Raw genomic sequence first — 20,921 nt, 5'->3', positions numbered from 1 at the left:
TGCGGCGTTTCTGCATACCGCGCCGTCTGCCGAGTGAGTGGCGCCTTCTGCACACAACTTCTGGGTACACAAAAAATCCCCGGTTCCGAAGAACCGGGGATCGTTGGTGCGCCCGAAGGGATTCGAACCCCCAACCTTCTGATCCGTAGTCAGATGCTCTATCCGTTGAGCTACAGGCGCATGTTCCTCGCTTCGGATTTCTTCAACCCGTCGCGGCAACAGGTACTACTATACGGATGTCCCCAGGGGCACGCAAGCCGAAAAACTCGAAATTTGCCTAAAATCCCCTCCGAAAGACTCGATAATGCCCTGATTTGCCGCATGATTTCGGGGTTTTTGGTGTCGAAAAATTTTTTCAAAATATTTTCTCAGCACCCTAAAATCGGCGCCGCAGATCCCTGAAATCCACGGAGAATCCCGCCATAAGTCCTAAAAATTCTTTGCAGAAATCTTCTCGCGCTCTAGGAATGTGATGCGCAGAACTTAAGAAATGGTGTCATAGAAAGCTCTGCAGACCATTAATGCGTTATTCTGTAAGCATCACGAGGAAGTGGAGACTGTCCAAGCGTGCATATTCACGATTATTTGCACGCTTGTAGTGTTTAACTGCTTCTTTGTTACCTCAGACCTATCCGGATCAACGTAGTATCCGGGCCACCGATTGAAGGGGAAAACGTCAATGGCTGACACCTCAACTCGTACTCTCTCTGCTGAGCTCGAAAAGGAGCTGCAGAGTGCACCCACTACCCACCAGGGCCTTCTGGATTGGGTTCGCGAAGTTGCGGCCCTGACCCAGCCCGCACACATCTACTGGGTCGATGGCTCCCAGGAAGAATACGACCGCCTGGCACAGGAACTGGTTGACGCCGGTACCTTTGTTCGCCTCAGCGATCACGAATTCCCGAACTCTTACGCAGCTTTCTCCGATCCCGATGACGTTGCACGTGTCGAGGAGCGCACCTTCATCTGCTCCGAGACTGAAGAAGGCGCAGGCCCGACTAACAACTGGCGCGACCCCGTCGAAATGAAGCAGACCCTGACCGGCCTGTTCGAGGGCTCCATGCGCGGCCGCACCATGTACGTTATTCCCTTCGTCATGGGCTCCCTGAAGGCTAAGAACCCCAAGATTGCTGTTGAGCTCAGCGACTCCGCATACGTTGTCTGCTCCATGCGCATCATGGCAACCATTGGTAAGGACGTTCTTGCCAAGCTGAACGAGACCAACGGCTTCTTCGTTAAGGCCCTGCACTCTGTCGGCGCACCCCTGGAGCCCGGTCAGGAAGACGTTCCCTGGCCTTGCAACCCCGAGAAGTACATCGTCCAGTTCCCCGAGACCCGCGAAATCTGGTCCTTCGGCTCCGGCTACGGCGGTAACGCACTGCTCGGTAAGAAGTGCTACGCACTGCGTATCGCATCCGTTATCGGTCGCGATGAGGGCTGGATGGCAGAGCACATGCTCATCCTGAAGGTCACCAACCCCGAGGGCAAGGTTCGCTACATCTCCGCAGCGTTCCCCTCCGCATGTGGCAAGACCAACTTCGCAATGATGGAACCCACCATTGACGGCTGGAAGGCTGAGATGGTCGGCGACGACATCGCATGGATCGAGTTCGACGAGAACCACCAGGCACGCGTGGTCAACCCGGAGGCTGGCCTGTTCGGCGTGGCACCGGGCACCGGTTACTCCACCAACCCGAACGCTATGAAGGCTATCGCCAAGGGCAACACCATCTTCACCAACGTTGCACTGACCGACGACGGCTCCGTCTGGTGGGAGGGCAAGACCGACGAGGCTCCCGCGCACCTGATTGACTGGACCGGTAAGGACTGGACCCCCGAGTCCGGCCGCCCGGCAGCTCACCCGAACTCCCGCTTCTGCACCCCCGCATCCCAGGTCGACATGCTCGCTCCCGAGTACTACGACCCCGAGGGCGTGCCGCTGAGCGCTATCGTTCTGGGCGGTCGCCGCAAGACCACCATCCCCCTGGTTTCTGAGTCCGAGAGCTGGGAGCAGGGCGTGTTCCGCGCAGTTACCCTCTCCTCTGAGACCACTGCGGCCGCTAAGGGCGCTGTTGGCGTGATTCGCCGCGACCCGATGGCTATGCTGCCCTTCATCGGTTACAACGCTGGTGACTACTTCAAGCACTGGCTGGACCTGGGTAAGAAGCACGGCGCAGAGAACATGCCGAAGGTCTACTACGTCAACTGGTTCCGCCGCACCCCCGACGGCGGCTTCGCATGGCCCGGCTTCGGCGAGAACTCTCGCGTTGTGAAGTGGATCTTCGACCGCCTTGACGGCAAGGCTGGCGGCCAGGAGACCTTCCTGGGCACCGTTCCCACCAAGGAAGACCTGGACCTGACCGGTCTGGAAATCTCCGAGGAAGAGCTGAAGGCTGCTCTGGCTGTCTCGAAGGAAGAATGGGCTGCTGAGCTGCCCGGCATCGACGAGTGGCTGGAGAAGTTCGGCGACAAGCTGCCTGCTGAGGTTCGCGAACAGCGCGACGCTCTGGCAAAGGCCCTGGAGGACTAAAAGACGCTGGAGGACTAAGACACTCCAGCTAATACCTACGGTATAGCGCTTTGAAGGAGCGGAATCTCCCGGTGAGATTCCGCTCCTTCCTTCCGTTGAGGGGAAATTTAAATCTCTATCAGTTGGGGGAACGATAGGTTTTCGCGCAAAGGCGTGAGTGTAAGGCTATGCAGTCCACTTGCTTTTGAGAAATACTTTAAGCTCCCCGCCGGGGTGGTTTGGGTACAGAAGCGGCTAGTTATAATTTCTTGCCCCCTCGCCGCCCCTATACAATGCCAATGTAAGATTTTTGAACGCGCACGGCTTTCACGAGCTGCGCATATCCACTGCTGCATGTATTGATATGTGGCGGCACGAGAGATTAGAAGGAGTATCCATGCGTTTGACAGCATTCTCGGATGTCTCGCTCCGCGTTCTGATGCTCCTGTCTGCTCTGGAGCCCGGTCAGAAGCTTTCCACCCAGAAGATCTCTGAAGGTGTGGACACCCCCTACAACCACGTGGCGAAGGCTGTAGCTTTCCTCGTGAACATGGGTTATCTGGACTCGACTCGTGGGCGTGCCGGTGGCGTCATGCTTTCCGATGCGGGTCGTTCTGCGACCGTCGGCACTATTCTTCGCGCTACTGAGGGCGATATCCCCATGATTGAGTGCGAGGATGAGAATGGCCACTGCCCCCTCGATAAGTTCTGTCGCCTGCGCAATGTGCTGGCGAGGGCTCGCGAGGCGTTCTATGCATCGGTTGATTCGGTGATCATTAGCGAGCTGACTGCCGGTGCACGCCCCGTTGGTCCGGTGTTTGTTGAGCTCGGCTTTGCGCCTCCGGAGAATGCGTTGCCTGCGCTCTAGGCTGGCACGCTGCAAGAAATATGTGATACCTGTGGAGCTTTCCGATGGGAGGCTCCACGGAGTTTTTAAGGCGTTCTTGCGGCTAACGTAGGGCTGTCGGGGTCTTTTCGGTGGCTTTCTACAGAGGCTTTTGAGGAGATATCGGGGGTGTCTTTGCCTCTGCCTGCGGGGGTGCTGGAACCTGTATGATTCCTGAATTTGTGCAGGAAATGCAGAAAATTGCAAACTTGCTTTTCAAATGCAGAAAATGTGACCATATTCATTTTTGCACCACACTGCATACTTTCCCTAGTAAATATATTTTCGGTCCAGAATTTTTATGCATACTTCGGGGCTAGTCACCCGGCGAACTCAAAAACAGTGCTGAAAATATATAGTGTGACGCTCGGCTCTCTCTTTGAGTCAGGGTGAACCATAAGTAGCATCTGCAGCGCCAAATAACCCTCGGGGCATGACCTGCACTCAGCGCAAACACCCCGCAAAATGCTACGGTAAGGGTGCTTTGTAAACACTCTGTCACCAACTGAGCTGTCCGAGTGAACGCCCCGTATCACCCACATTAAGGGCGTCACCACAACGACCGAGGTGACCACACAGGAAGAAGGCACGCACCGATGCTCTCCGAAAAGTCCCGCCCCATTATTGAGGCAACGCTGCCCATTATTGCTGAGCGCATTAACGACATCACCCCCGACTTCTACCGTCGAATGTTCGCCGCTCGCCCCGACCTGATGGACGGCATGTTCTCCCGCTCCTCCCAGCTCGAAGGTACCCAGCCCAAGGCGCTGGCAGGCTCCATCGCCGTGTTCGCCTCCTACATCGTTCAGAACCCGAACTCCTACCCCGACGAGGTCCTCTCCCGCGTTGCACACAAGCACGCATCCCTGGGCCTGAAGGAAGAAGAATACCCCACCGTCTACAAGTACCTCTTCGAGGCAATCGCCGCTAACCTGGGCGACCTGGCTACCCCCGAAATCGTTGAGGCATGGACCGAGGTCTACTGGCTCATGGGCAACGCCCTCATCAAGCTGGAGAAGGGCCTGTACGCTTCCCAAGCAAACGACGTCATGTTCGCACCCTTCAAGCTCGTTGAGCGCAAGGAGACCGGCGAGAACGTTGTCGTGCTGACCTTCGAGCCCGCCGACGAGACCCCCATGACCGAGTCCAAGGGCGGCCAGTACATCTCCATCATCGTTCCCGCACGCGACGGTCTGCGCCAGGCACGCCAGTACACCCTGCTGCCCAGCGAAAAGAACCAGCGCCGCATCGGTGTGAAGCTCGACCCCAACGGCGAGATGACCTCCATCCTGCACGAGCTGGAAGTCGGCGCAGTCGTCGAGATCTCCAATCCCTACGGTGACCTGACCCTGGAAGGCTTCGGCGACCCCGAGGCGCCCCTGTACCTCTTCTCCGCAGGTATCGGCACCACCCCCATGCTCAGCTTCCTCTCCGAGCTGGTTGAGAAGGGCTCCGAGCGCCCCGTGACCGTGGTCCACGCAGACCGCCGCCTGGACACCTGGCCCCTGCGCGAAGAGCTCGTTGAGCTCGTCGGCAAGCTGCCCAACGCACGTCTCGTCTCCTTCATCGAGGGCGAGGGCGGCGACTACACCGGCCGTGTCGACGTCTCCAAGTTGGACGTTCCCTCCAACGCTAACGTCTACCTCTGCGGCCCGCTGCCCTTCATGCAGGGCGTACGCTCCGCACTGGTTGAGGCAGGCGTTCCCGGCAAGAACATCAACTACGAGATCTTCGGCCCCGACCAGTGGATGCTCCACGACCAGGCACGCGAGGCGTAAAAACCCCGTAAGCCGGCCCGTCCGCTAGGTTTCTTAAACCCGGCTAGGTTCTTCCTCTTAGACAGAAGAACCTAGCCGGGTTTTTAGAACTCAAAATAAAAATCCCGCCCCGCAGACGAATCTGCGAGGCGGGATTTTTAGTAGCTAGCTAGTGCTTAGCCCTGGCGGACCAGAGCCAGAACCTCGTCGCGGACGCGCTCCATAGTCGCAACATCCGGAGCCTCAAGGTTCAGGCGCAGGAACGGCTCAGTGTTCGAAGGACGCAGGTTGACCCACCAGCCCTCTTCAGTGTTGGTGAAGGTGGTACCGTCGGAGTCTTCAACAACCACGGGAGCGTTAGCGTAGTGTGCACGAACGCGGTCCACAGCGGCAGCCTTGTCTTCGATCTCGGAGTTGATCTCGCCGGAGGCAACGTACGGGGAGTACTTCGCGCTGATCTCGGAGAGGGGCTCCTCGCCGCCACCCAGAGCTGCCAGCACGTGCATTGCAGCGAGCATGCCGGTGTCTGCGTTGAAGAAGTCCTTGAAGTAGTAGTGAGCGGAGTGCTCGCCACCGAAAACGCCGTTCTCCTCAGCCATAACAGCCTTGATGAAGGAGTGGCCCACGCGGGTCTTCACTGCACGGCCGCCCAGCTTCTCAACCAGCTCGGGAACAGCCTTCGAGGTGATCAGGTTGTAGATGATGACGGGCTCTTCGTTACCCTCAGCCTTTGCACGAGCAATCTCGCGCTCAGCAACCAGAGCGGTCACAGCCGAAGGAGTGACGGGCTCACCCTTCTCGTCGATGACGAAGCAACGGTCAGCGTCGCCGTCGAATGCCAGACCAATGTCAGCACCGTGCTCAACAACAGCCTTCTGCAGGTCAACCAGGTTAGCCGGCTCCAGCGGGTTAGCCGGGTGGTTCGGGAAGGTACCGTCCAGCTCGAAGTACAGGGGAACGATTTCCAGGGGCAGGCCCGGCAGGATGGTGTCGCCCAGAACAGCGGGAGTGGTCATACCACCCATGCCGTTACCAGCGTCAACAACAACCTTCAGGGGGCGGATGGAAGACAGATCAACCAGCTTGCGCAGGTATTCTGCGTAAGGCTTGAGGATGTCCTTCTCAGAAACGGTGCCGACCTTCTCCACAGAAGGAATCTCGCCCGCATCCAGGTACTTCTGAGCCAGGTCGCGGATATCGAACAGACCGGACTCGGAAGACAGAGGAACAGCGCCAGCCTTAGCCATCTTCATGCCGTTGTACTCTGCGGGGTTGTGGCTAGCGGTGAAGGTAACACCGGCAGCGTTCTCGACGCCACATGCGAAGTACAGAACGTCAGTGGAGATCAGACCGATCTTCTCAACATTTGCACCGCGAGCGGTTGCACCCTGGGCGAATGCATCCATGAATTCGGGGGAGGAGGGGCGCATGTCGCCACCGACCAGAATGGTCTGGCCCTCCAGGCCCAGAACGTCTACGAAAGCCGCACCAGTAGCGCGAACAGTCTCTGCGGTAATGGTCTCGCCGACGATGCCACGCACGTCGTACGCTTTGAATGAGTCATGTAGATTAATAGTAGTCACGCCTTTTATTTTAGCGGTAAAGAAGTGCAACTAGCCTCTATAATGGGCAGGTAAAACCTTATAAATTCCGCTGAATGTATGGGTTTTTTATCACTTCACTTACTTCAAACAACTCACGTCGAGAGGTATTTTCCCCCATGGGTGAGATTTTTTCCCTAAAAAACCAGATTCAGAATTATGCGTGGGGTTCCCGCGAAATTCTCGGACGCATGCGCGGCGTGCCCGTCCCCACCGAACAGCCCGAGGCTGAGGTGTGGGTTGGCGCGCATCCGGCTGCGCCCTCGCGCGCTACCGTGGACGGTACCGAATCCCCGCTCAACGAACTGATTGTGGAGAACCCTTCCCGCTTCCTGCGCCCGGACCGTACCTCCGACTGGTTCCCCTTCCTCTTTAAGATCCTTGCGATTGATGCACCCCTGTCCATTCAGGTGCACCCCACCCCCGAGCAGGCTATCGCCGGCTTCGAGGACGAGCAGGCACGCGGCATCGCGATTGACGCGCCGCACCGCAACTACAAGGACCGCTACTCCAAGCCCGAAACCGTCATCGCGCTGACCCAGATGCGCGTGCTCACCGGTGTGCGCACCTCCGAGCAGCTGTCAGAACTGGCGAAGGCGTTCAAGGCTGACTGGCTGGCAGAGCGTGTGGAGCTTACCCCCAAGCAACTGCTGACCGAGATTATTCGCATGCCCGAAGACGCTGCCGCAGCCGCTGTTGAGCAGCTCGTCGAGGCGGCAGCAGAGCTGACCGGCTCCGAGAACGCGCTTATCGCCGATGCAGCTGAGCTCGTGCAGATTGTTGCCGGCAAGTACCCCGGCGACCGCGGCCTGCTCGTCGCCTTCGTCATGAACCTGGTACACCTGGCACCCGGCGAATCCGCATTCACCCCCGACGGTCAGGTGCACGCCTACGTCTCCGGCACCGCCATTGAGCTGATGAACCCCTCTGATAACGTGATGCGCGCGGGTCTGACCGCAAAGCACATCGACACCGAGGAGCTCATCAAGGTTCTCGGCGAAAGCCAGGATGCACCCGTAATCCAGCGCCCCACCCCCGAGAACGCGCCCGTGGGCACCTACGCCATGTGGGATGAGCGCATGAGCGTGACCCGTATCCGAGTTGAAGAGGGCAAGCCGCAGGAATACACCTTCGAGGGTATTAGTGCCGCACTGAGCGTATCCGGCGAAATCGCCATTCACGCGGCTGACGGCAACGGCACCGAAGAGTTCGTGCTGGGTGCCACCGAGTCGGTACTGCACGTGGGTGAGCCCTCCGTTGCAACTCTGAGCGGTAGCGGCGAGCTGTACATCGCTTCGTACGTTTAGGAAATACTTCTAGACAGTTATAACTAGACAGTTATAAAGGGCATCAAAAATAGGTCGCTCCGCTAGCGAAGCTAATAAAGAATCCACGTTCTTCCCTGTATTTATTCAGACCGGGGAGGCGTGGATTTTTTATGCCCCGAATGTGGGATGCAAGGGGTATTTTTGTGTCTACCCTGCACAGTGTGTTCTGGGTAACCTATAATTGCTCTTATAAATATGCGTATGTCTGTGCCTTTATGCACGTATTCTTTCGGTACGCAGCCCCAAACCATTAGGAGAACACCGTGAAGATCATCCTCACCGTCACAGGTATCGACCACGAAGGCATCATCGCTGCCGTGACCGCAACCCTCGCCGAGCGCAAGGTCAACGTCCTCGACGTCTCCCAGACCATCATGGGCGAATACTTCACCATGATCATGCACTGCTCCTTCGACGAAACCCAGCAGAACCTCATCGACCTGCAGGAAGCCATGGCCGGTGTCGAGCACGAACAGAAGGTCCAGATTCGCATTCAGGCTGAATCCATCTTCAAGGCAATGCACACCATCTAGGCGACCACCATGATGAACGACAATATTCTTGAAACTATCCGAATGATCGAGGAGCAGAAGCTCGACATTCGCACCGTCACCATGGGCATCTCCCTGCTCGACTGCGCCGACTCCGACGGCGAAGTAGCCCGCCGCAAGATCTACGACAAGATCACCAGCCGCGCAGCGAACCTCGTCAGCGTCTGCGAAGGCATCGAGGCCGAGCTCGGTATCCCGATTGTCAACAAGCGCATCGCGGTCACCCCCATCGCGCTGGTGGCAGGCGCCTCCGGCGATGAGGACTACGTAGAATTCGCCCGCACCCTCGACGCGGCAGCCAAGGCAGTCGGCGTGAACTTTGTCGGCGGCTTCAGTGCCCTCGTCGACAAGGGCATGACCCCCGCCGATGAGAAGCTGATTCGCTCCATCCCGCGAGCGCTCGCAGAAACCGACGTGGTCTGCTCCTCCGTAGACATTGGTTCTTCCCGCGCCGGCATCAACATGAGCGCCGTCAAGCTCATGGGCGAGACTATTCGCGCCACCGCAGACTTGACCGCGGACTCCCACGGCTTCGGCTGCGCCAAGCTCGTGGTCTTCGCAAACGCCGTCAGTGACAACCCATTCATGGCGGGCGCATTCCACGGTGTACAGGAGGCAGACACCACCATCTCCGTGGGCGTCTCCGGCCCCGGTGTGGTGCACCGCGCCCTGCAGAAGGTCCGCGGCGAATCCTTCGACACCTGCGCAGAAGAAATCAAGAAGGCAGCCTTCAAGATTACCCGCGTTGGCCAGCTGGTCGGTACCCTCGCCGCTGAACGCCTTGGCGTGCAGTTCAACATTATCGACCTCTCCCTGGCACCCACCGCAGAGATTGGTGACTCGGTCGCACACATCCTCGAGGAAATGGGTCTGGAAACCGTCGGTACCCACGGTACCGTCGCAGCCCTCGCACTGCTCAACGATGCGGTGAAGAAGGGCGGCCTCATGGCATGCTCAAACGTTGGCGGCCTTTCCGGCTCCTTCATCCCGATTTCTGAGGACATCGGCATGATTGAATCCGCAGCCGCCGGACACATCTCCCTCGACAAGCTCGAAGCGATGACCGCCATCTGCTCCGTCGGCCTGGACATGGTCGCGGTTCCCGGTGACACCCCTGCCGCCACCCTCGCCGCAATGATTGCCGACGAGGCAGCCATCGGCGTGATGAACCACAAGACCACCGCGGTCCGCGTGATTCCGGCCGTCGGCCTGGGCGTAGGCGACATGGTCGAATTCGGTGGCCTGCTCGGTCGAGCACCCGTCATGCCCACCCATACCCCGAGCGCGGATGCGTTCATCGCCCGCTGCGGTCGTATTCCGTCGCCGGTTCACGGTTTCCGCAACTAAGCTCGATTCCGCAACTAACCTCTAGGCACTTTTAGAGTCTATAGAAAAGGGGAGGCACCGAAGAATATCTCTTCGGTGCCTCCCCATTTTGTGTTGTATTGAAGATTCATAGACGCTTGTTCGAGCGTTTCTAGTACACGAAACGGCTCATTAACGCCTCAAGCGCCAGACGCGCATTCGCATTTGTCTTCAGGCGACGCAGAGTCAAATCGACCGCCTGCACATCCTCCAGTAGCTGCTGGGCGGAGCGGCGGGTGCAGAACGCCTCCAGAGGCTCGCGCAAATGCTCATTAATCAGCGGAGCCTGCGCAGACAGAGCCACCGTCAACGCATCACGCAGAACCGTCTGAACCTGAGCCACAGAACGTAACAGCGTATCCGAGGAAACGCGCTTAGCGCGGCGCTTCTGCTGCTCCTCTAGGCGGCGAACCTGCGCGCGCAAGGACGGAGAAACGCGCTCACCCTCACGAATACCCAACAGAGCCAGCAGCTCCTGGCGTTCCTGCTCATCCTTGAGAGCGGAGACAGCCTGCGCGTCCTGATCGGCAAGGTCGGTGAGCTTTTCTGCGGCGTTGAAAGCCGAAGAAATAGAACGAACATTCAGAATCAGGGAGGTAATCAACTCCCGACGAGCCATCGCCTGCTCATCGGTCGCCAAACGGTACCCCTCCTGCGCATCGCCCAGAGACAGGCGCGCCGCACGCTGCGCCAGCAGGTCAGCCACGCCGTGCGCCAGCAGATACTCGTGCACCTGCGCATCGGTCGGAACCGGCAACTGTACCGGACGGCAACGCGAACGAATCGTCACCAGCACGTCAGTGGGGGAGGGCGCCGTCAGCAACCAAATCGTATGCGGCGGCGGTTCCTCAATCGCCTTCAACAATACATTGGAGGTACGCTCCGGCATGCGCTCAGTGTCCTCGACCAGAATCACACGCCAACGACCCACGGTCGGGCGGTCCTGAGCCTTCATGACCAGCTCGCGTGCCTCATCAATGCTGATGTGCGTCGCCTCGGTACTAAAGTGCGTGAAATCTGCGTGCGAACCGTTCATGACGGTCACGCAGCCCTTGCACTGGCCGCATCCGCGGTTCTGTGGGTCGGGCTGCTCGCACAGCAGAGCCGCCGCGAAGACCTTTGCCGCCTCACGGTGAGGCGCGCCGGTCGCCCCGGTAAACAGCCAAGCGTGCGTGGGACGGTCAGCGGCGGCGTCTGCGCATAGCTGCTGGAGCTTATCGGCGGGAATCAGCAGGGTATCCCAGAGGCTCATGAGTCCTCCTTGCCGGTGCGGACCAGCTCGCGGGCGGCGAGCAACGGTTCAATCACCTCGAGCACGCGCGCGTGCACCTCATTAATCGTGCCCACACCGTCAATGATGCGGTGCGAGCCGTTAGCGTCCTCGCGGGCAATTTGCTCGAAGGCACCGTGAATACGTGCTTTGAACGCCGCGCCTTCAGCCTCAATACGGTCGACGGTGCCGCGCTGGTCCATGCGTTCCTGCTCGGCGCTTAGCGGTACGCTCAACAGCAGGGTTGCGTCGGGTACCAGATCGGCGGTGGCCCAGCGGCTCAAATCGACGATGGTTTCAACGCCCAGATCACGGCCTACGCCCTGGTAGGCAGCAGAAGAGTCAATATAGCGGTCGCTGAGTACGATGGCGCCCTTAGCGAGCGCGGGACGAATCAGCTGGGAGGCGTGCGCCGCGCGGGACGCCGCGAAAATCAGCGCCTCGGTGCGGTCGTCAATAGTGCCCTGACCTGCCTCAAGGACGAGCGCTCGCAGCTTTTCGCCAATCTCGGTGCCGCCGGGTTCGCGGGTGGTGATGACACGGTATCCGCGGTCGCGTAGCGCTTCATCCAGCAGTGCGAGCTGGGTGGTTTTGCCGGCGCCGTCGCCTCCTTCAACCACGATAAAAAGCCCGCGGCGACCGGTCGGGTCGGCGGGAAGATTCTGGGCATCGGGGGTGTAGCTGAGAGTATCCATCACTTCTTAAGGGTACCGGGTCTGCCCAAATCCTCAGTGTGGCTTCGGCGACGGGTCCGAACAGAGTTGAGTGCGCTTACAGGTAAAAAACATGTAAATCCTGTGTACCGTCACCGGCGTGGGCGTGCGTTCTGGGCGTGGGTGTGCCAGGCTTAAAGGCATGACTGCAGATAACCACGACATGAATTACTCCGCCGAGACCTTCGTCGTCTCCGGCGGCCGCCCGGCACACGAGCATGACGCGCCGGTGAACCCCCCGATTGTTCTTTCTTCCACCTACCGCGGTGTGGACGCCGTCAATATTGAGCAGGACCGCGTGTACGCCCGCTTCTCGAACCCCACCTGGGAGGGAATGGAAGAGGTTGTGGCGAAGCTGGAGAACGCATCCCAGCCGGGTCTGCTGTTCCCCTCCGGCATGGCTGCTGTCGCTGCCGTGATTGACCTGGTTCCGGTTGGCTCCATTGTGCTGATTCCGAAGCACGCGTACATGGCGTCGGTGACCCTGTGCAAGGATTTGGAACGCCGCGGCATCATCGAACTGGTTCGCGTGGACATTGAAGACACCGAGAGCGTTATCGCCGCTATGGAGGATGCCGCATCCCGCGCTGGCGTGACCCCCGAGAACGTGAACTACTCGGCACCGAAGGTCCTGGCGTGGCTGGAGAGCCCCACCAACCCGATGCTTGAGGTCGCTGACCTGCCTGCCCTGCTGACTGCTGCCCGCCGCCTGGGTATTGTGACCGCGGTGGATAACACCTTCGCGACCCCGATTCTGCAGCGTCCCCTGGATTTGGGTGCTGACGTCGTGGTTCACTCCGCAACGAAGTTCCTGGCGGGCCACTCGGATGTGTTGCTGGGCATGACCCTCACCTCGAATGAAGAGCTGTACAAGGCGATGCTGCACCACCGCATCACCAACGGTGCGATCCCCGGCCCCGTGGAGGCGTGGCTTGGTCTGCGCGGCCTGCGCACCCTGGCGTTGCGCGTGGAGCGTGCGGTGCAGAACGCGCAGGTACTGGCTGAGCGTCTGAGCGAGCACCCCTTCGTGACCGAAGTACGCTACCCGGGTCTGGTGAGCGACCGTGGCCATGAGGTTGCGAAGAAGCAGATGGACGGTTTCGGCGCGATTCTCTGCGTCACCCTGGATACGGACGCTCAGGGTGCCCGTAATGTCGTGGAGGCGCTGAAGCTGTGGACCCCGGCAACCTCCCTGGGTGGCGTGGAGTCCCTCGTGGAGCGTCGTCGTCGCCACGGTAACGAGCCGGATTCGATTCCGGAGTCGCTGCTGCGCCTGTCGGTGGGTATTGAGAACGTTGATGACCTTTACAATGACTTGGTTGAGGCCTTTAAGGTTGTCCGCTAGGCACTTTGCTAGGGTTGTCTAGAGAAGCTGCTGATTCTAAGGAATACTATGTCTCCTATTCTGTTGGTCTGGTACGTGACCACTTTTGTTGATACGCTGCTGGCTATTGCAGCTGCTGTGGTTGGTGTGCTGGCGTTTGTGCGTGCGTGGATGTCTCCGGCTAATGCTTACGATTTTGCCGGTAAGCGTCCGAAGAACACGTGGCTGGCTTTGACCGGTGGTTCTGCTGCGGTGTCGCTGTTTAGCGTTTTTGCTGCGGTGACTGGCGGCGGTAATACTGTGCTGATTCTTCAGCTGGTTGCTGCTGTGATTAGCTGCGTGTTCCTGGCTGGTGTGTGGCCTTCGGTGGGTCGCCGCCGTTTCTAGTGCAGCTTGTGCGCTCGCTTTGAGCGATAGAGTGTGAGGCCTCGCGTGCCTTCTGGCGGGTTTGTCCCGGTCGGATGGTGTGCGGGGCTTTGCCGCGTCTTGGCGCGGTTTTTACCCTTCCTCTTCTGGTAGAAAAGACCCTTATAAATTTTTGGGAGAATGCATATTTTCTAGGCTCTAAGGCATGACAAACCGGCGGGTAAATGAAAAAATAGAGGTATGACTTACAAACTAGTACTCCTGCGCCACGGCCAGTCCGAGTGGAACGAGAAGAACCTGTTCACCGGCTGGGTGGACGTTAACCTGACCGATAAGGGCCGCGCTGAGGCTAAGCGTGGCGGCGAGCTGCTGGCAGAGCGCAACATCCTCCCCGATGTTGTTCACACCTCCCTGCAGCGTCGCGCAATCAACACCGCAAACCTTGCACTGGATGCAGCAGATCGTCTGTGGATTCCCGTCAAGCGCACCTGGCGCCTGAATGAGCGTCACTACGGTGCTCTGCAGGGTAAGAACAAGTCCGAGATCCGCGAGGAATACGGCGACGAGAAGTTCATGACTTGGCGTCGTTCCTACGACGTTCCGCCGCCCCCGCTGGATGACAACGACCCCTACTCGCAGGCACACGACCCCCGCTACGCGAATGTTGAGAACGCTCCCCGCACCGAGTGCCTGAAGGACGTTCTGGGCCGTATGCTTCCCTACTGGGAGTCGGACATCAAGCCCGACCTCGCAGCAGGCAAGACCGTTCTGGTTGCTGCACACGGTAACTCCCTGCGTTCGCTGGTCAAGCACCTCGAGGGTATTTCCGATGAGGACATTGCTGGTCTGAACATCCCCACCGGTATTCCGCTGTACTACGAGCTGGATGAGAACTTCAAGCCCGTCAAGGCTGGCGAGTACCTGGACCCCGAGGCTGCTAAGGACGCTATTGCTGCCGTAGCAAACCAGGGTAAGTAATACCTTCGGCAGGGTTTTTCCCCTGTTATTGTGATGAGCCGTCCACCGGTATGGTGGGCGGCTCATTGCGTTCTCTGCAAGGTTTCTGCACGGAGAGTTGGTCTGAAGTCGGTCTGAGAAGACGGGTGCTCGTCTGAATGCTGGGTATCTGCCACATTTATACTTATGGGGTACCCGAATGGAAGGGAAGTACATGGATGCCGGTCTGATCGCCTTTATTGCGGGCATGATAGGTCTGCTGGTGGGCGTCCTGAGCATGAACGCGGTGGCGCGTAGTGAGCGTGAGCAGGAGCGTAGCTTGGTGTCGGCGCCGGCGCTGCGTGATGGTGCCGCCCAGGTGCTTGCTGTGATTGGTCGCGCCTACCTGGTGATTGATGAGGTGGGCGGCGTGGTTCAGGCTTCTCCGGGTGCTTATGCGATGGGTCTGGTGCGTGGCCATACGGTGGCGTCTGATGAGCTGGCGGATATGATTCGCACGGTGCGTCATCGCGGTATTTTTGTGGAGCGTAGCTTTGAGATTGACCGCGGTGAGGGTGAGGCGCTGGTCCTGGATGTGCGTGTTGCGTCGCTGGGGGACGAGTACATTCTGGTGCTCGCTGATGACCGTACTGAGATTTCTCGTGTTCAGCGTATGCGTAATGACTTTGTGGCGAATGTGTCGCATGAGTTGAAGACTCCGGTGGGTGCGGTGAGTCTGTTGGCTGAGGCTATTGAGCAGGCGAGTGATGACCCGGAGGCTATTGAGTATTTTGTGGGTCGTCTGCATAAGGAGACTCGCCGCCTCTCTGCGCTGGTGCGTGACATTATTGAGCTTTCGCGTCTGCAGTCTACCGATGTGATTGCGCGTGGTGGTCCGGTGTCGGTGCCTTCTTTGGTGTCTGATGCGGTGGACCGTTCGCATATTGTGGCGGAGGAGAAGGACATCCAGATTTCTACCCGCATCGAGGAGGTCCCTGAGGTGTATGGTGATGCCGAGCTGCTCGGTATTGCTGTGCAGAATGTGGTGGAGAATGCGGTGCGGTATTCGCCGGAGCATACGAAGGTGGATATTTGGGTGCATCGTGTGGCTGATCAGTTGCTGGTTGAGGTTGCTGATCAGGGCGTGGGTATTCCCGAGGATGAGCAGAAGCGTATTTTTGAGCGTTTTTACCGGGTTGATCCGGCTCGTTCGCGTCAGACGGGCGGTACCGGTTTGGGCTTGAGCATTGTGAAGCATGTGATGACTCAGCACGGCGGTAGCGTGACGGTTCGTTCGATGCCGCAGGAGGGCTCGACGTTTACGTTGGCGTTGCCGCTGAATGAGGCTCCGGTCGCAGTGTAGTGTTAGCGGTATAGGTTTTATGGAATCGAAGGAAGTTGTTGATGTCTAAAATTCTGATTGTTGAGGACGAAGAGGCCCTCTCGGATCCTCTGGCGTTTTTGCTGGGTCGTGAGGGTTTCCAGACGATTGTTGTGGATAACGGTCTGGATGCTCTGCCGGTGTTTGACCGCGAGGGCGCGGATTTGGTGCTGCTGGATGTGATGCTTCCGGGCATGTCCGGTATGGAGGTGTGCCGTAAGCTGCGTGAGGTGTCTTCGGTCCCGATTATCATGCTGACCGCTAAGGATTCTGAGCTGGATAAGGTTCTGGGTCTGGAGCTGGGCGCTGATGATTATGTGACGAAGCCGTATTCTGCGCGTGAGTTGATTGCTCGTATTCGTGCGGTGTTGCGCCGTCGTTCGGCGGAGACTGATTCTGCTACTGAGTCGGTGCTGCAGGGTGGTCCGGTGCGTATGGATATTGACCGCCATGTGGTGACGGTGAATGGTGAAGAGATTTCTATGCCTCTGAAGGAGTTTGAGCTCCTTGAGATTCTGCTGCGCAATGTGGGTCGCGTAATGACGCGCGGACAGCTGATTGAGCGTGTGTGGGGTGCGGACTACGTGGGTGATACGAAGACCCTGGATGTGCATATTAAGCGTCTGCGTTCGAAGATTGAGCCGGATTCTTCTGCTCCGCAGTATGTGGTGACGGTTCGCGGCTTGGGTTATAAGTTCGAGGCGTAGGCGGGCTTGAGACTGATGACTTCTGCTTCTGCGGCGAATACTGCTGTGATTGTTTTGGCGGCTGGTTCGGGTACTCGCCTGGGTGAGCCGATTCCGAAGGCTGCTGTGCGTGTGCACGGTCGTACTTTGCTGGATTATGCGTTGGAGGGTGCGCTCGCTTCGGGTGTTGCTGAGCATGTGGTGGTGACTGTTCCTGCTGATTGTCCGGTGAGTTGCCCGGAGCTTTTGGAGGATGCCCGCCGTGCCGGTGCATTGATTACAGCCGGTGGTGATACGCGTACTGCTTCGGTGGTTGCGGCGTTGGATGCTTTGAAGGATGCACAGGTTCCGGTGGATTATGTGCTGATTCATGATTGCGCTCGTGCTTTTACTCCGCCGCAGGTGTATCACCGTGTGCTTGAGGGGCTGGGTTCTCAGAGCCCGCAGGGTGTTGTGCGTGCGGTGATTCCTGTGTTGCCGGTGGTGGATACGGTGAAGACCGTTGATTCTGCCGGCCTGGTGACGGGTACTCCTTCGCGTGCGCAGATGCGTGCGGTGCAGACTCCTCAGGGTTTTGAGGTCTCTGCCCTGTTGGCGGCGCATGAGCGTAGCCGCTCCCTGCCGCCCGAGGAAGCGGAGCTGCTGACTGATGATGCGATGGCGATGGAGGCGGCGGGTGAGCCGGTGTTGACGGTTGCCGGTGATGCGGATGCGTTTAAGGTGACGACTCCGTTGGATTTGCGGGTTGCTCGCGCGCTGTTTGGCGATTCTGCTTCCTAATCCTGCCGCCTAACGCCTCCTATACCTGCCTCTGTAGTGGGGCGGGCACTGCCGCTCAGAAGATTTCGATTGTTTGAAGGGTCCTGTGATGACTGTTATTCCTCGTGTTGGTACCGGTGTTGATGTTCACGCTTTTGGTGAGGAGAGCACTCCTCTGTATATTGCTGGCCTGCATTGGCCGGGTGAGCGTGGTTTGAGCGGCCATTCTGATGGTGATGTGGTGGCTCATGCTGCCGCTGATGCGCTGTTCGCTGCCTCGGGTACGGGGGATTTGGGCTCGAACTTTGGTGTGGACCGCCCGGATATGAAGGGTGCTTCGGGTGTTCGTATTCTTTCTGAGGCTGCGGCGATTGTGCGTGCGGCTGGTTTTGAGATTGGTAATGTGAGCGTTCAGCTGGTGGGTAATCGCCCGAAGTTCTCTCCGCGCCGTGAGGAGGCGAACCGCGTGCTGAGCGAGGCGGCGGGTGCCCCGGTGACGGTGATTGCGACGACTACTGATGGTTTGGGTTTGACGGGCCGCGGTGAGGGCGTGGCTGCTATTGCGACGGCGCTGGTGTATCCGCGTTCGTAGGTGTTTGGTTGCTTTGAGCCATTCTGTAACCTATCGCTGATTTACCGACCCGGTGTCTGAACCGACCCCGTAGAATGAGAGTGTGACTATGCGTTTTTATGATTCTGCTTCCGCGACTATTCGCGAGTTTGAGCCCGTCGTGCCCGGTGAGGCGCGTATCTACTATTGCGGTGCTACGGTGCAGGGTGAACCGCACCTGGGCCATATCCGTTCGGCACTGGTGTTCGACCAGCTGAGCCGCTGGATGCGTTACCGCGGTTTGAAGGTGACGACGGTCCGCAATGTCACTGATATTGATGACAAGATTTTGGCGAAGTCTGCTGATTCTATGGAGCCCGGTTTTGAGGGTGAGTTCCCGAATGAGCAGTGGTGGGCGCTCGCGTACCGTTTTGAGAAGGTTTTTGCTCAGGCGTATGCGGCGTTGGGTATTGATCCGCCGACGTATGAGCCGCGTGCGACCGGTCATATTCCGGAGATGTTTGCTCTGATTCAGCGTCTGATTGATCGCGGCCACGCGTACCCGGCGTTGGATGATTCTGGTGATGTGTATTTTGATGTGCGTTCGTGGGATAAGTACGGTGCGCTGACGAATCAGAGCGTTGAGGATATGCAGGATTCTGCGGATGCTGATCCGCGCGGTAAGCGTGACCCTCGCGATTTTGCCCTGTGGAAGGGTTATAAGGAGGGCGAGCCGCTGACTGCTTCGTGGGAGTCCCCGTGGGGTCGCGGCCGTCCGGGTTGGCACCTGGAATGCTCGGCGATGGCTGGTAAGTACTTGGGTTCGCGTTTCGATATTCACGGTGGCGGCCTGGATTTGCGTTTCCCGCACCATGAGAATGAGCTGGCGCAGTCGACTGCTGCCGGTGATGATTTCGCGAATTTCTGGATGCACAACGGCATGGTCACCTATGAGGGTGAGAAGATGTCGAAGTCTATCGGTAATACGATTTCGCCGGCGCAGATGCTTGAGATGGCTCGTCCGCTGGTGGTTCGCTACTACTTGGGTAGCGCGCATTATCGTTCGGTGCTGGATTACCGCCCGTCCTCTCTGCAGGAGGCAGCGACCGCGATTGAGCGTGTTGAGGCGTTCCTTGCTGCTACTCAGGATGTGCTGAAGCCGGGCCGTGAGGTTCCGGAGGCTTTTGCTGAGGCTATGGATGATGACGTGAACATTCCTCGTGCCCTGGCTGTTCTGCATGAGCAGACCCGTGCGGGTAATGCTGCGCTTGCTGCTGGTGAGGATGCTTCGGAGGCGGCTAATGCCGTGATGGCTATGGCTGAGGTTCTGGGTCTGGCGCAGCTGATGAGCTTTAATGCTGAGGGCACGTCGGGTGCTGAGCATGAGGCTTTGGATGCGCTGATTCAGGCTGTGTTGGCGGAGCGTGCGGATGCTCGTGCTCAGAAGGACTGGGCGAAGGCTGATGCGATGCGTGACCTGTTGGCGTCTGCTGGTGTGCAGGTGAAGGACGGCGCGAATGGTTCGACTTGGAGTGTCGGCTAGAGGGTGATGTGCCCCGCGTTTGTGCGCAAGGCTTAGGTCGCGCGGGTTCTCTCGCGTAGACTCGTATTCAAAACTTTGACGAAGGAAGAGAAGAATGGCTAAGGCAGGTTCGCGCCCGGGCGCTACCAGCAAGAAGAAGGGTGCTACTAAGGGCACTGGCGGTCATGGTCGTAAGGCGCTTGAGGGTAAGGGTCCTACTCCGAAGGCTGAGGACCGCGTTTATCACAAGGCGTATAAGATGAAGCGTGCGGCTGAGCGTCGCGCTGCTACCGGTACGAACCGTAAGTTCCAGACTCGTCTGGGTGGTAAGCGTGCTAGTGATGAGCTGGTGACTGGTCGTAATGCGGTGCTTGAGGCTCTGCGTACTGAGATTCCCTCGAAGCACTTGTACATCATGAGCCGTGTTGAGGTTGATGACCGCGTCCGCGAGATCATGACTATTGCGAATAAGCGCAATATTCCGATGCTGGAGATTCCGCGTAGCGAGCTGGACCGCCTGACTGATGGTTCTGTGCACCAGGGCGTTGCGATGCAGATCCCTCCGTACAAGTACCCGGATGCTACCGACCTGGTGCTGGATACTATGGAGCGTTGGCACTCGGGTAAGCTGTCGACTCCGCCGCTGTTTGTTGCGCTGGACGGTATTACTGATCCGCGTAACCTGGGTGCGATTATTCGTAGCGTGTCCGCGTTCAGCGGTGATGGCGTGATTATTCCTGAGCGTCGTTCGGCTGCTGTGACTGCTGGTGCGTGGAAGACTAGTGCTGGTGCGGCTGCTCGTATTCCTGTTGCGATGGCGACTAATCTGACTCGCGTGATTCAGCAGGCTAAGGAGCAGGGTATTTTCGTGATTGGTCTGGATGGCGGTGGCGATATTGAGCTGCCGGCTCTGGAGCTTGCGAATGAGCCGCTGTGCGTGGTGGTTGGTTCTGAGGGTAAGGGCCTGTCCCGCCTGGTGACTGAGAACTGCGATCAGATTGTGTCGATTCCGATTGACTCGGCAATGGAGTCTTTGAACGCGGCGATGGCTGTGGGCATTACTCTGTACGATGTTTCTCGTCGTCGCGCTACCGCAAACTAGAGTTTTGAAGCAGTGGGCTACGGCATGTAGCTCTGTAGCTTGAAAAAGGAGGGCGCCCCCGTGAGGGGGTGCCCTCCTTTTCTATCTCTTCTCCCCTCCTTTATTCGGTTCTTCCATACGGGGTGGGGGGAGTTTTAGGGGATTTTAGGGCTCTTTTGAGGCTTTTTAAACTTTTTTTGAAGAAATTTTGAAGGGGTTACCCTGCGTTGACTAGGGGTTTTAGTACTCTGTTCAGGTCAGAATGAACCTAAACACCCGTATTTGTGTGCTACTTCACCCTTTTTCGGGTTGCAGGGCTGTTTGGGCATCTGTATA

General features: G+C 58.3%; 18 protein-coding genes and 1 tRNA gene. 15 read left to right on the top strand and 4 right to left on the bottom strand.

The features are described 5' to 3' along the window. Window positions 1-104: 104 nt before the first annotated feature. Window positions 105-180, bottom strand: a tRNA-Arg gene (locus QZ822_RS02970). A gap of 499 nt (window positions 181-679) precedes the next feature. Between QZ822_RS02970 and QZ822_RS02965 the strand changes: the two genes are divergently transcribed. The 3 genes from QZ822_RS02965 to QZ822_RS02955 all read left to right on the top strand — a co-directional run bounded on the left by QZ822_RS02965 (window position 680) and on the right by QZ822_RS02955 (window position 5,173). Next, window positions 680-2,530: a phosphoenolpyruvate carboxykinase (GTP) gene (locus QZ822_RS02965; protein ID WP_294642478.1), complete on the top strand. Its 1,851-nt coding sequence runs from the start codon at window positions 680-682 to the stop codon at window positions 2,528-2,530. Window positions 2,531-2,906: 376 nt separating this feature from the next. Beyond that, entirely contained in the window at window positions 2,907-3,377 is a 471-nt protein-coding gene (locus QZ822_RS02960; protein ID WP_294642476.1) for an Rrf2 family transcriptional regulator, read from the top strand. 614 nt (window positions 3,378-3,991) lie between these two features. Further along, the gene (locus QZ822_RS02955) at window positions 3,992-5,173 is read left to right on the top strand and encodes an FAD-binding oxidoreductase (RefSeq protein WP_294642474.1); all 1,182 of its coding nucleotides are present in this window, start codon (window positions 3,992-3,994) and stop codon (window positions 5,171-5,173) included. A gap of 155 nt (window positions 5,174-5,328) precedes the next feature. Here the strand turns inward: QZ822_RS02955 and QZ822_RS02950 are convergent, their stop codons facing one another. Next, the gene (locus QZ822_RS02950; RefSeq protein ID WP_294642472.1) at window positions 5,329-6,735 is read right to left on the bottom strand and encodes a phosphomannomutase/phosphoglucomutase; all 1,407 of its coding nucleotides are present in this window, start codon (window positions 6,733-6,735) and stop codon (window positions 5,329-5,331) included. A 137-nt stretch (window positions 6,736-6,872) separates the two neighbouring features. On the opposite strand from QZ822_RS02950, the gene manA reads away from it, so the two are divergent. From manA to QZ822_RS02935, 3 genes are all read left to right on the top strand, one after another. Further along, window positions 6,873-8,060 (top strand): mannose-6-phosphate isomerase, class I, encoded by a 1,188-nt coding sequence (gene manA / locus QZ822_RS02945; RefSeq protein ID WP_294642470.1) that lies wholly within the window; start codon window positions 6,873-6,875, stop codon window positions 8,058-8,060. A gap of 284 nt (window positions 8,061-8,344) precedes the next feature. Then, window positions 8,345-8,614, top strand: a complete 270-nt coding sequence (locus QZ822_RS02940) for an ACT domain-containing protein (RefSeq protein ID WP_294641240.1) — start codon at window positions 8,345-8,347, stop codon at window positions 8,612-8,614. Between the two features lie 9 nt (window positions 8,615-8,623). Further along, entirely contained in the window at window positions 8,624-9,979 is a 1,356-nt protein-coding gene (locus QZ822_RS02935; RefSeq protein ID WP_294642468.1) for a PFL family protein, read from the top strand. 130 nt (window positions 9,980-10,109) lie between these two features. Here QZ822_RS02935 and QZ822_RS02930 read toward each other — a convergent pair whose 3' ends face one another. Together QZ822_RS02930 and tmk are read right to left on the bottom strand one after the other, a co-directional pair. Then, the gene (locus QZ822_RS02930; RefSeq protein WP_294642466.1) at window positions 10,110-11,249 is read right to left on the bottom strand and encodes a DNA polymerase III subunit delta'; all 1,140 of its coding nucleotides are present in this window, start codon (window positions 11,247-11,249) and stop codon (window positions 10,110-10,112) included. After that, window positions 11,246-11,962 (bottom strand): dTMP kinase, encoded by a 717-nt coding sequence (gene tmk / locus QZ822_RS02925; protein WP_294642464.1) that lies wholly within the window; start codon window positions 11,960-11,962, stop codon window positions 11,246-11,248. Before tmk ends, QZ822_RS02930 begins: the two co-directional genes overlap by 4 nt. A 160-nt stretch (window positions 11,963-12,122) precedes the next feature. Here tmk and QZ822_RS02920 point away from each other — a divergent pair, with 160 nt between their 5' ends. The 9 genes from QZ822_RS02920 to rlmB all read left to right on the top strand — a co-directional run bounded on the left by QZ822_RS02920 (window position 12,123) and on the right by rlmB (window position 20,606). After that, window positions 12,123-13,325, top strand: a complete 1,203-nt coding sequence (locus tag QZ822_RS02920; RefSeq protein ID WP_294642462.1) for a PLP-dependent aspartate aminotransferase family protein — start codon at window positions 12,123-12,125, stop codon at window positions 13,323-13,325. Window positions 13,326-13,373: 48 nt separating this feature from the next. After that, window positions 13,374-13,691 carry a DUF2516 family protein gene (locus tag QZ822_RS02915; protein ID WP_049338204.1) on the top strand — a complete coding sequence of 106 codons (318 nt, stop codon included), beginning with the start codon at window positions 13,374-13,376 and terminating at the stop codon, window positions 13,689-13,691. Window positions 13,692-13,910: 219 nt separating this feature from the next. Beyond that, window positions 13,911-14,648, top strand: coding sequence for a phosphoglyceromutase (locus QZ822_RS02910; RefSeq protein WP_294642459.1), 738 nt, complete (start codon window positions 13,911-13,913; stop codon window positions 14,646-14,648). A gap of 178 nt (window positions 14,649-14,826) precedes the next feature. Beyond that, complete coding sequence (locus tag QZ822_RS02905) at window positions 14,827-15,969, top strand: cell wall metabolism sensor histidine kinase WalK (RefSeq protein WP_294642457.1); 1,143 nt, start codon at window positions 14,827-14,829, stop codon at window positions 15,967-15,969. 41 nt (window positions 15,970-16,010) lie between these two features. After that, complete coding sequence (locus QZ822_RS02900; RefSeq protein ID WP_005507150.1) at window positions 16,011-16,694, top strand: response regulator transcription factor; 684 nt, start codon at window positions 16,011-16,013, stop codon at window positions 16,692-16,694. Between the two features lie 15 nt (window positions 16,695-16,709). Continuing rightward, on the top strand, window positions 16,710-17,453 hold the full coding sequence (ispD, locus tag QZ822_RS02895; protein WP_294642455.1) for a 2-C-methyl-D-erythritol 4-phosphate cytidylyltransferase: 744 nt from the start codon (window positions 16,710-16,712) through the stop codon (window positions 17,451-17,453). Window positions 17,454-17,541: 88 nt separating this feature from the next. After that, a complete protein-coding gene (ispF, locus tag QZ822_RS02890) occupies window positions 17,542-18,024 on the top strand; it encodes a 2-C-methyl-D-erythritol 2,4-cyclodiphosphate synthase (RefSeq protein ID WP_294642453.1) in 483 nt (160 codons plus the stop codon). 82 nt (window positions 18,025-18,106) lie between these two features. Continuing rightward, window positions 18,107-19,525, top strand: a complete 1,419-nt coding sequence (gene cysS, locus QZ822_RS02885) for a cysteine--tRNA ligase (RefSeq protein ID WP_294642451.1) — start codon at window positions 18,107-18,109, stop codon at window positions 19,523-19,525. 94 nt (window positions 19,526-19,619) lie between these two features. Continuing rightward, entirely contained in the window at window positions 19,620-20,606 is a 987-nt protein-coding gene (rlmB, locus tag QZ822_RS02880; protein WP_049340354.1) for a 23S rRNA (guanosine(2251)-2'-O)-methyltransferase RlmB, read from the top strand. Window positions 20,607-20,921: the final 315 nt, after the last annotated feature.

It is taken from the genome of uncultured Rothia sp., assembly GCF_916715725.1.
In the GTDB taxonomy this organism is placed as follows: domain Bacteria; phylum Actinomycetota; class Actinomycetes; order Actinomycetales; family Micrococcaceae; genus Rothia.
This window is presented reverse-complemented; position numbering and strand designations above follow the sequence as displayed.

What these genes read in the sequence shown, in the direction of transcription:
- QZ822_RS02935 (WP_294642468.1), top strand. Translation starts at nt 8,624, where the DNA reads ATGATGAACGACAATATTCTTGAAACTATCCGAATGATCGAGGAGCAG.
- QZ822_RS02930 (WP_294642466.1), bottom strand. Translation starts at nt 11,249, where the DNA reads ATGAGCCTCTGGGATACCCTGCTGATTCCCGCCGATAAGCTCCAGCAG.
- ispF (WP_294642453.1), top strand. Translation starts at nt 17,542, where the DNA reads ATGACTGTTATTCCTCGTGTTGGTACCGGTGTTGATGTTCACGCTTTT.
- QZ822_RS02920 (WP_294642462.1), top strand. Translation starts at nt 12,123, where the DNA reads ATGACTGCAGATAACCACGACATGAATTACTCCGCCGAGACCTTCGTC.
- ispD (WP_294642455.1), top strand. Translation starts at nt 16,710, where the DNA reads ATGACTTCTGCTTCTGCGGCGAATACTGCTGTGATTGTTTTGGCGGCT.
- QZ822_RS02960 (WP_294642476.1), top strand. Translation starts at nt 2,907, where the DNA reads ATGCGTTTGACAGCATTCTCGGATGTCTCGCTCCGCGTTCTGATGCTC.
- QZ822_RS02905 (WP_294642457.1), top strand. Translation starts at nt 14,827, where the DNA reads ATGGAAGGGAAGTACATGGATGCCGGTCTGATCGCCTTTATTGCGGGC.
- QZ822_RS02900 (WP_005507150.1), top strand. Translation starts at nt 16,011, where the DNA reads ATGTCTAAAATTCTGATTGTTGAGGACGAAGAGGCCCTCTCGGATCCT.
- QZ822_RS02915 (WP_049338204.1), top strand. Translation starts at nt 13,374, where the DNA reads ATGTCTCCTATTCTGTTGGTCTGGTACGTGACCACTTTTGTTGATACG.
- QZ822_RS02965 (WP_294642478.1), top strand. Translation starts at nt 680, where the DNA reads ATGGCTGACACCTCAACTCGTACTCTCTCTGCTGAGCTCGAAAAGGAG.
- QZ822_RS02910 (WP_294642459.1), top strand. Translation starts at nt 13,911, where the DNA reads ATGACTTACAAACTAGTACTCCTGCGCCACGGCCAGTCCGAGTGGAAC.
- tmk (WP_294642464.1), bottom strand. Translation starts at nt 11,962, where the DNA reads ATGGATACTCTCAGCTACACCCCCGATGCCCAGAATCTTCCCGCCGAC.
- rlmB (WP_049340354.1), top strand. Translation starts at nt 19,620, where the DNA reads ATGGCTAAGGCAGGTTCGCGCCCGGGCGCTACCAGCAAGAAGAAGGGT.
- QZ822_RS02955 (WP_294642474.1), top strand. Translation starts at nt 3,992, where the DNA reads ATGCTCTCCGAAAAGTCCCGCCCCATTATTGAGGCAACGCTGCCCATT.
- manA (WP_294642470.1), top strand. Translation starts at nt 6,873, where the DNA reads ATGGGTGAGATTTTTTCCCTAAAAAACCAGATTCAGAATTATGCGTGG.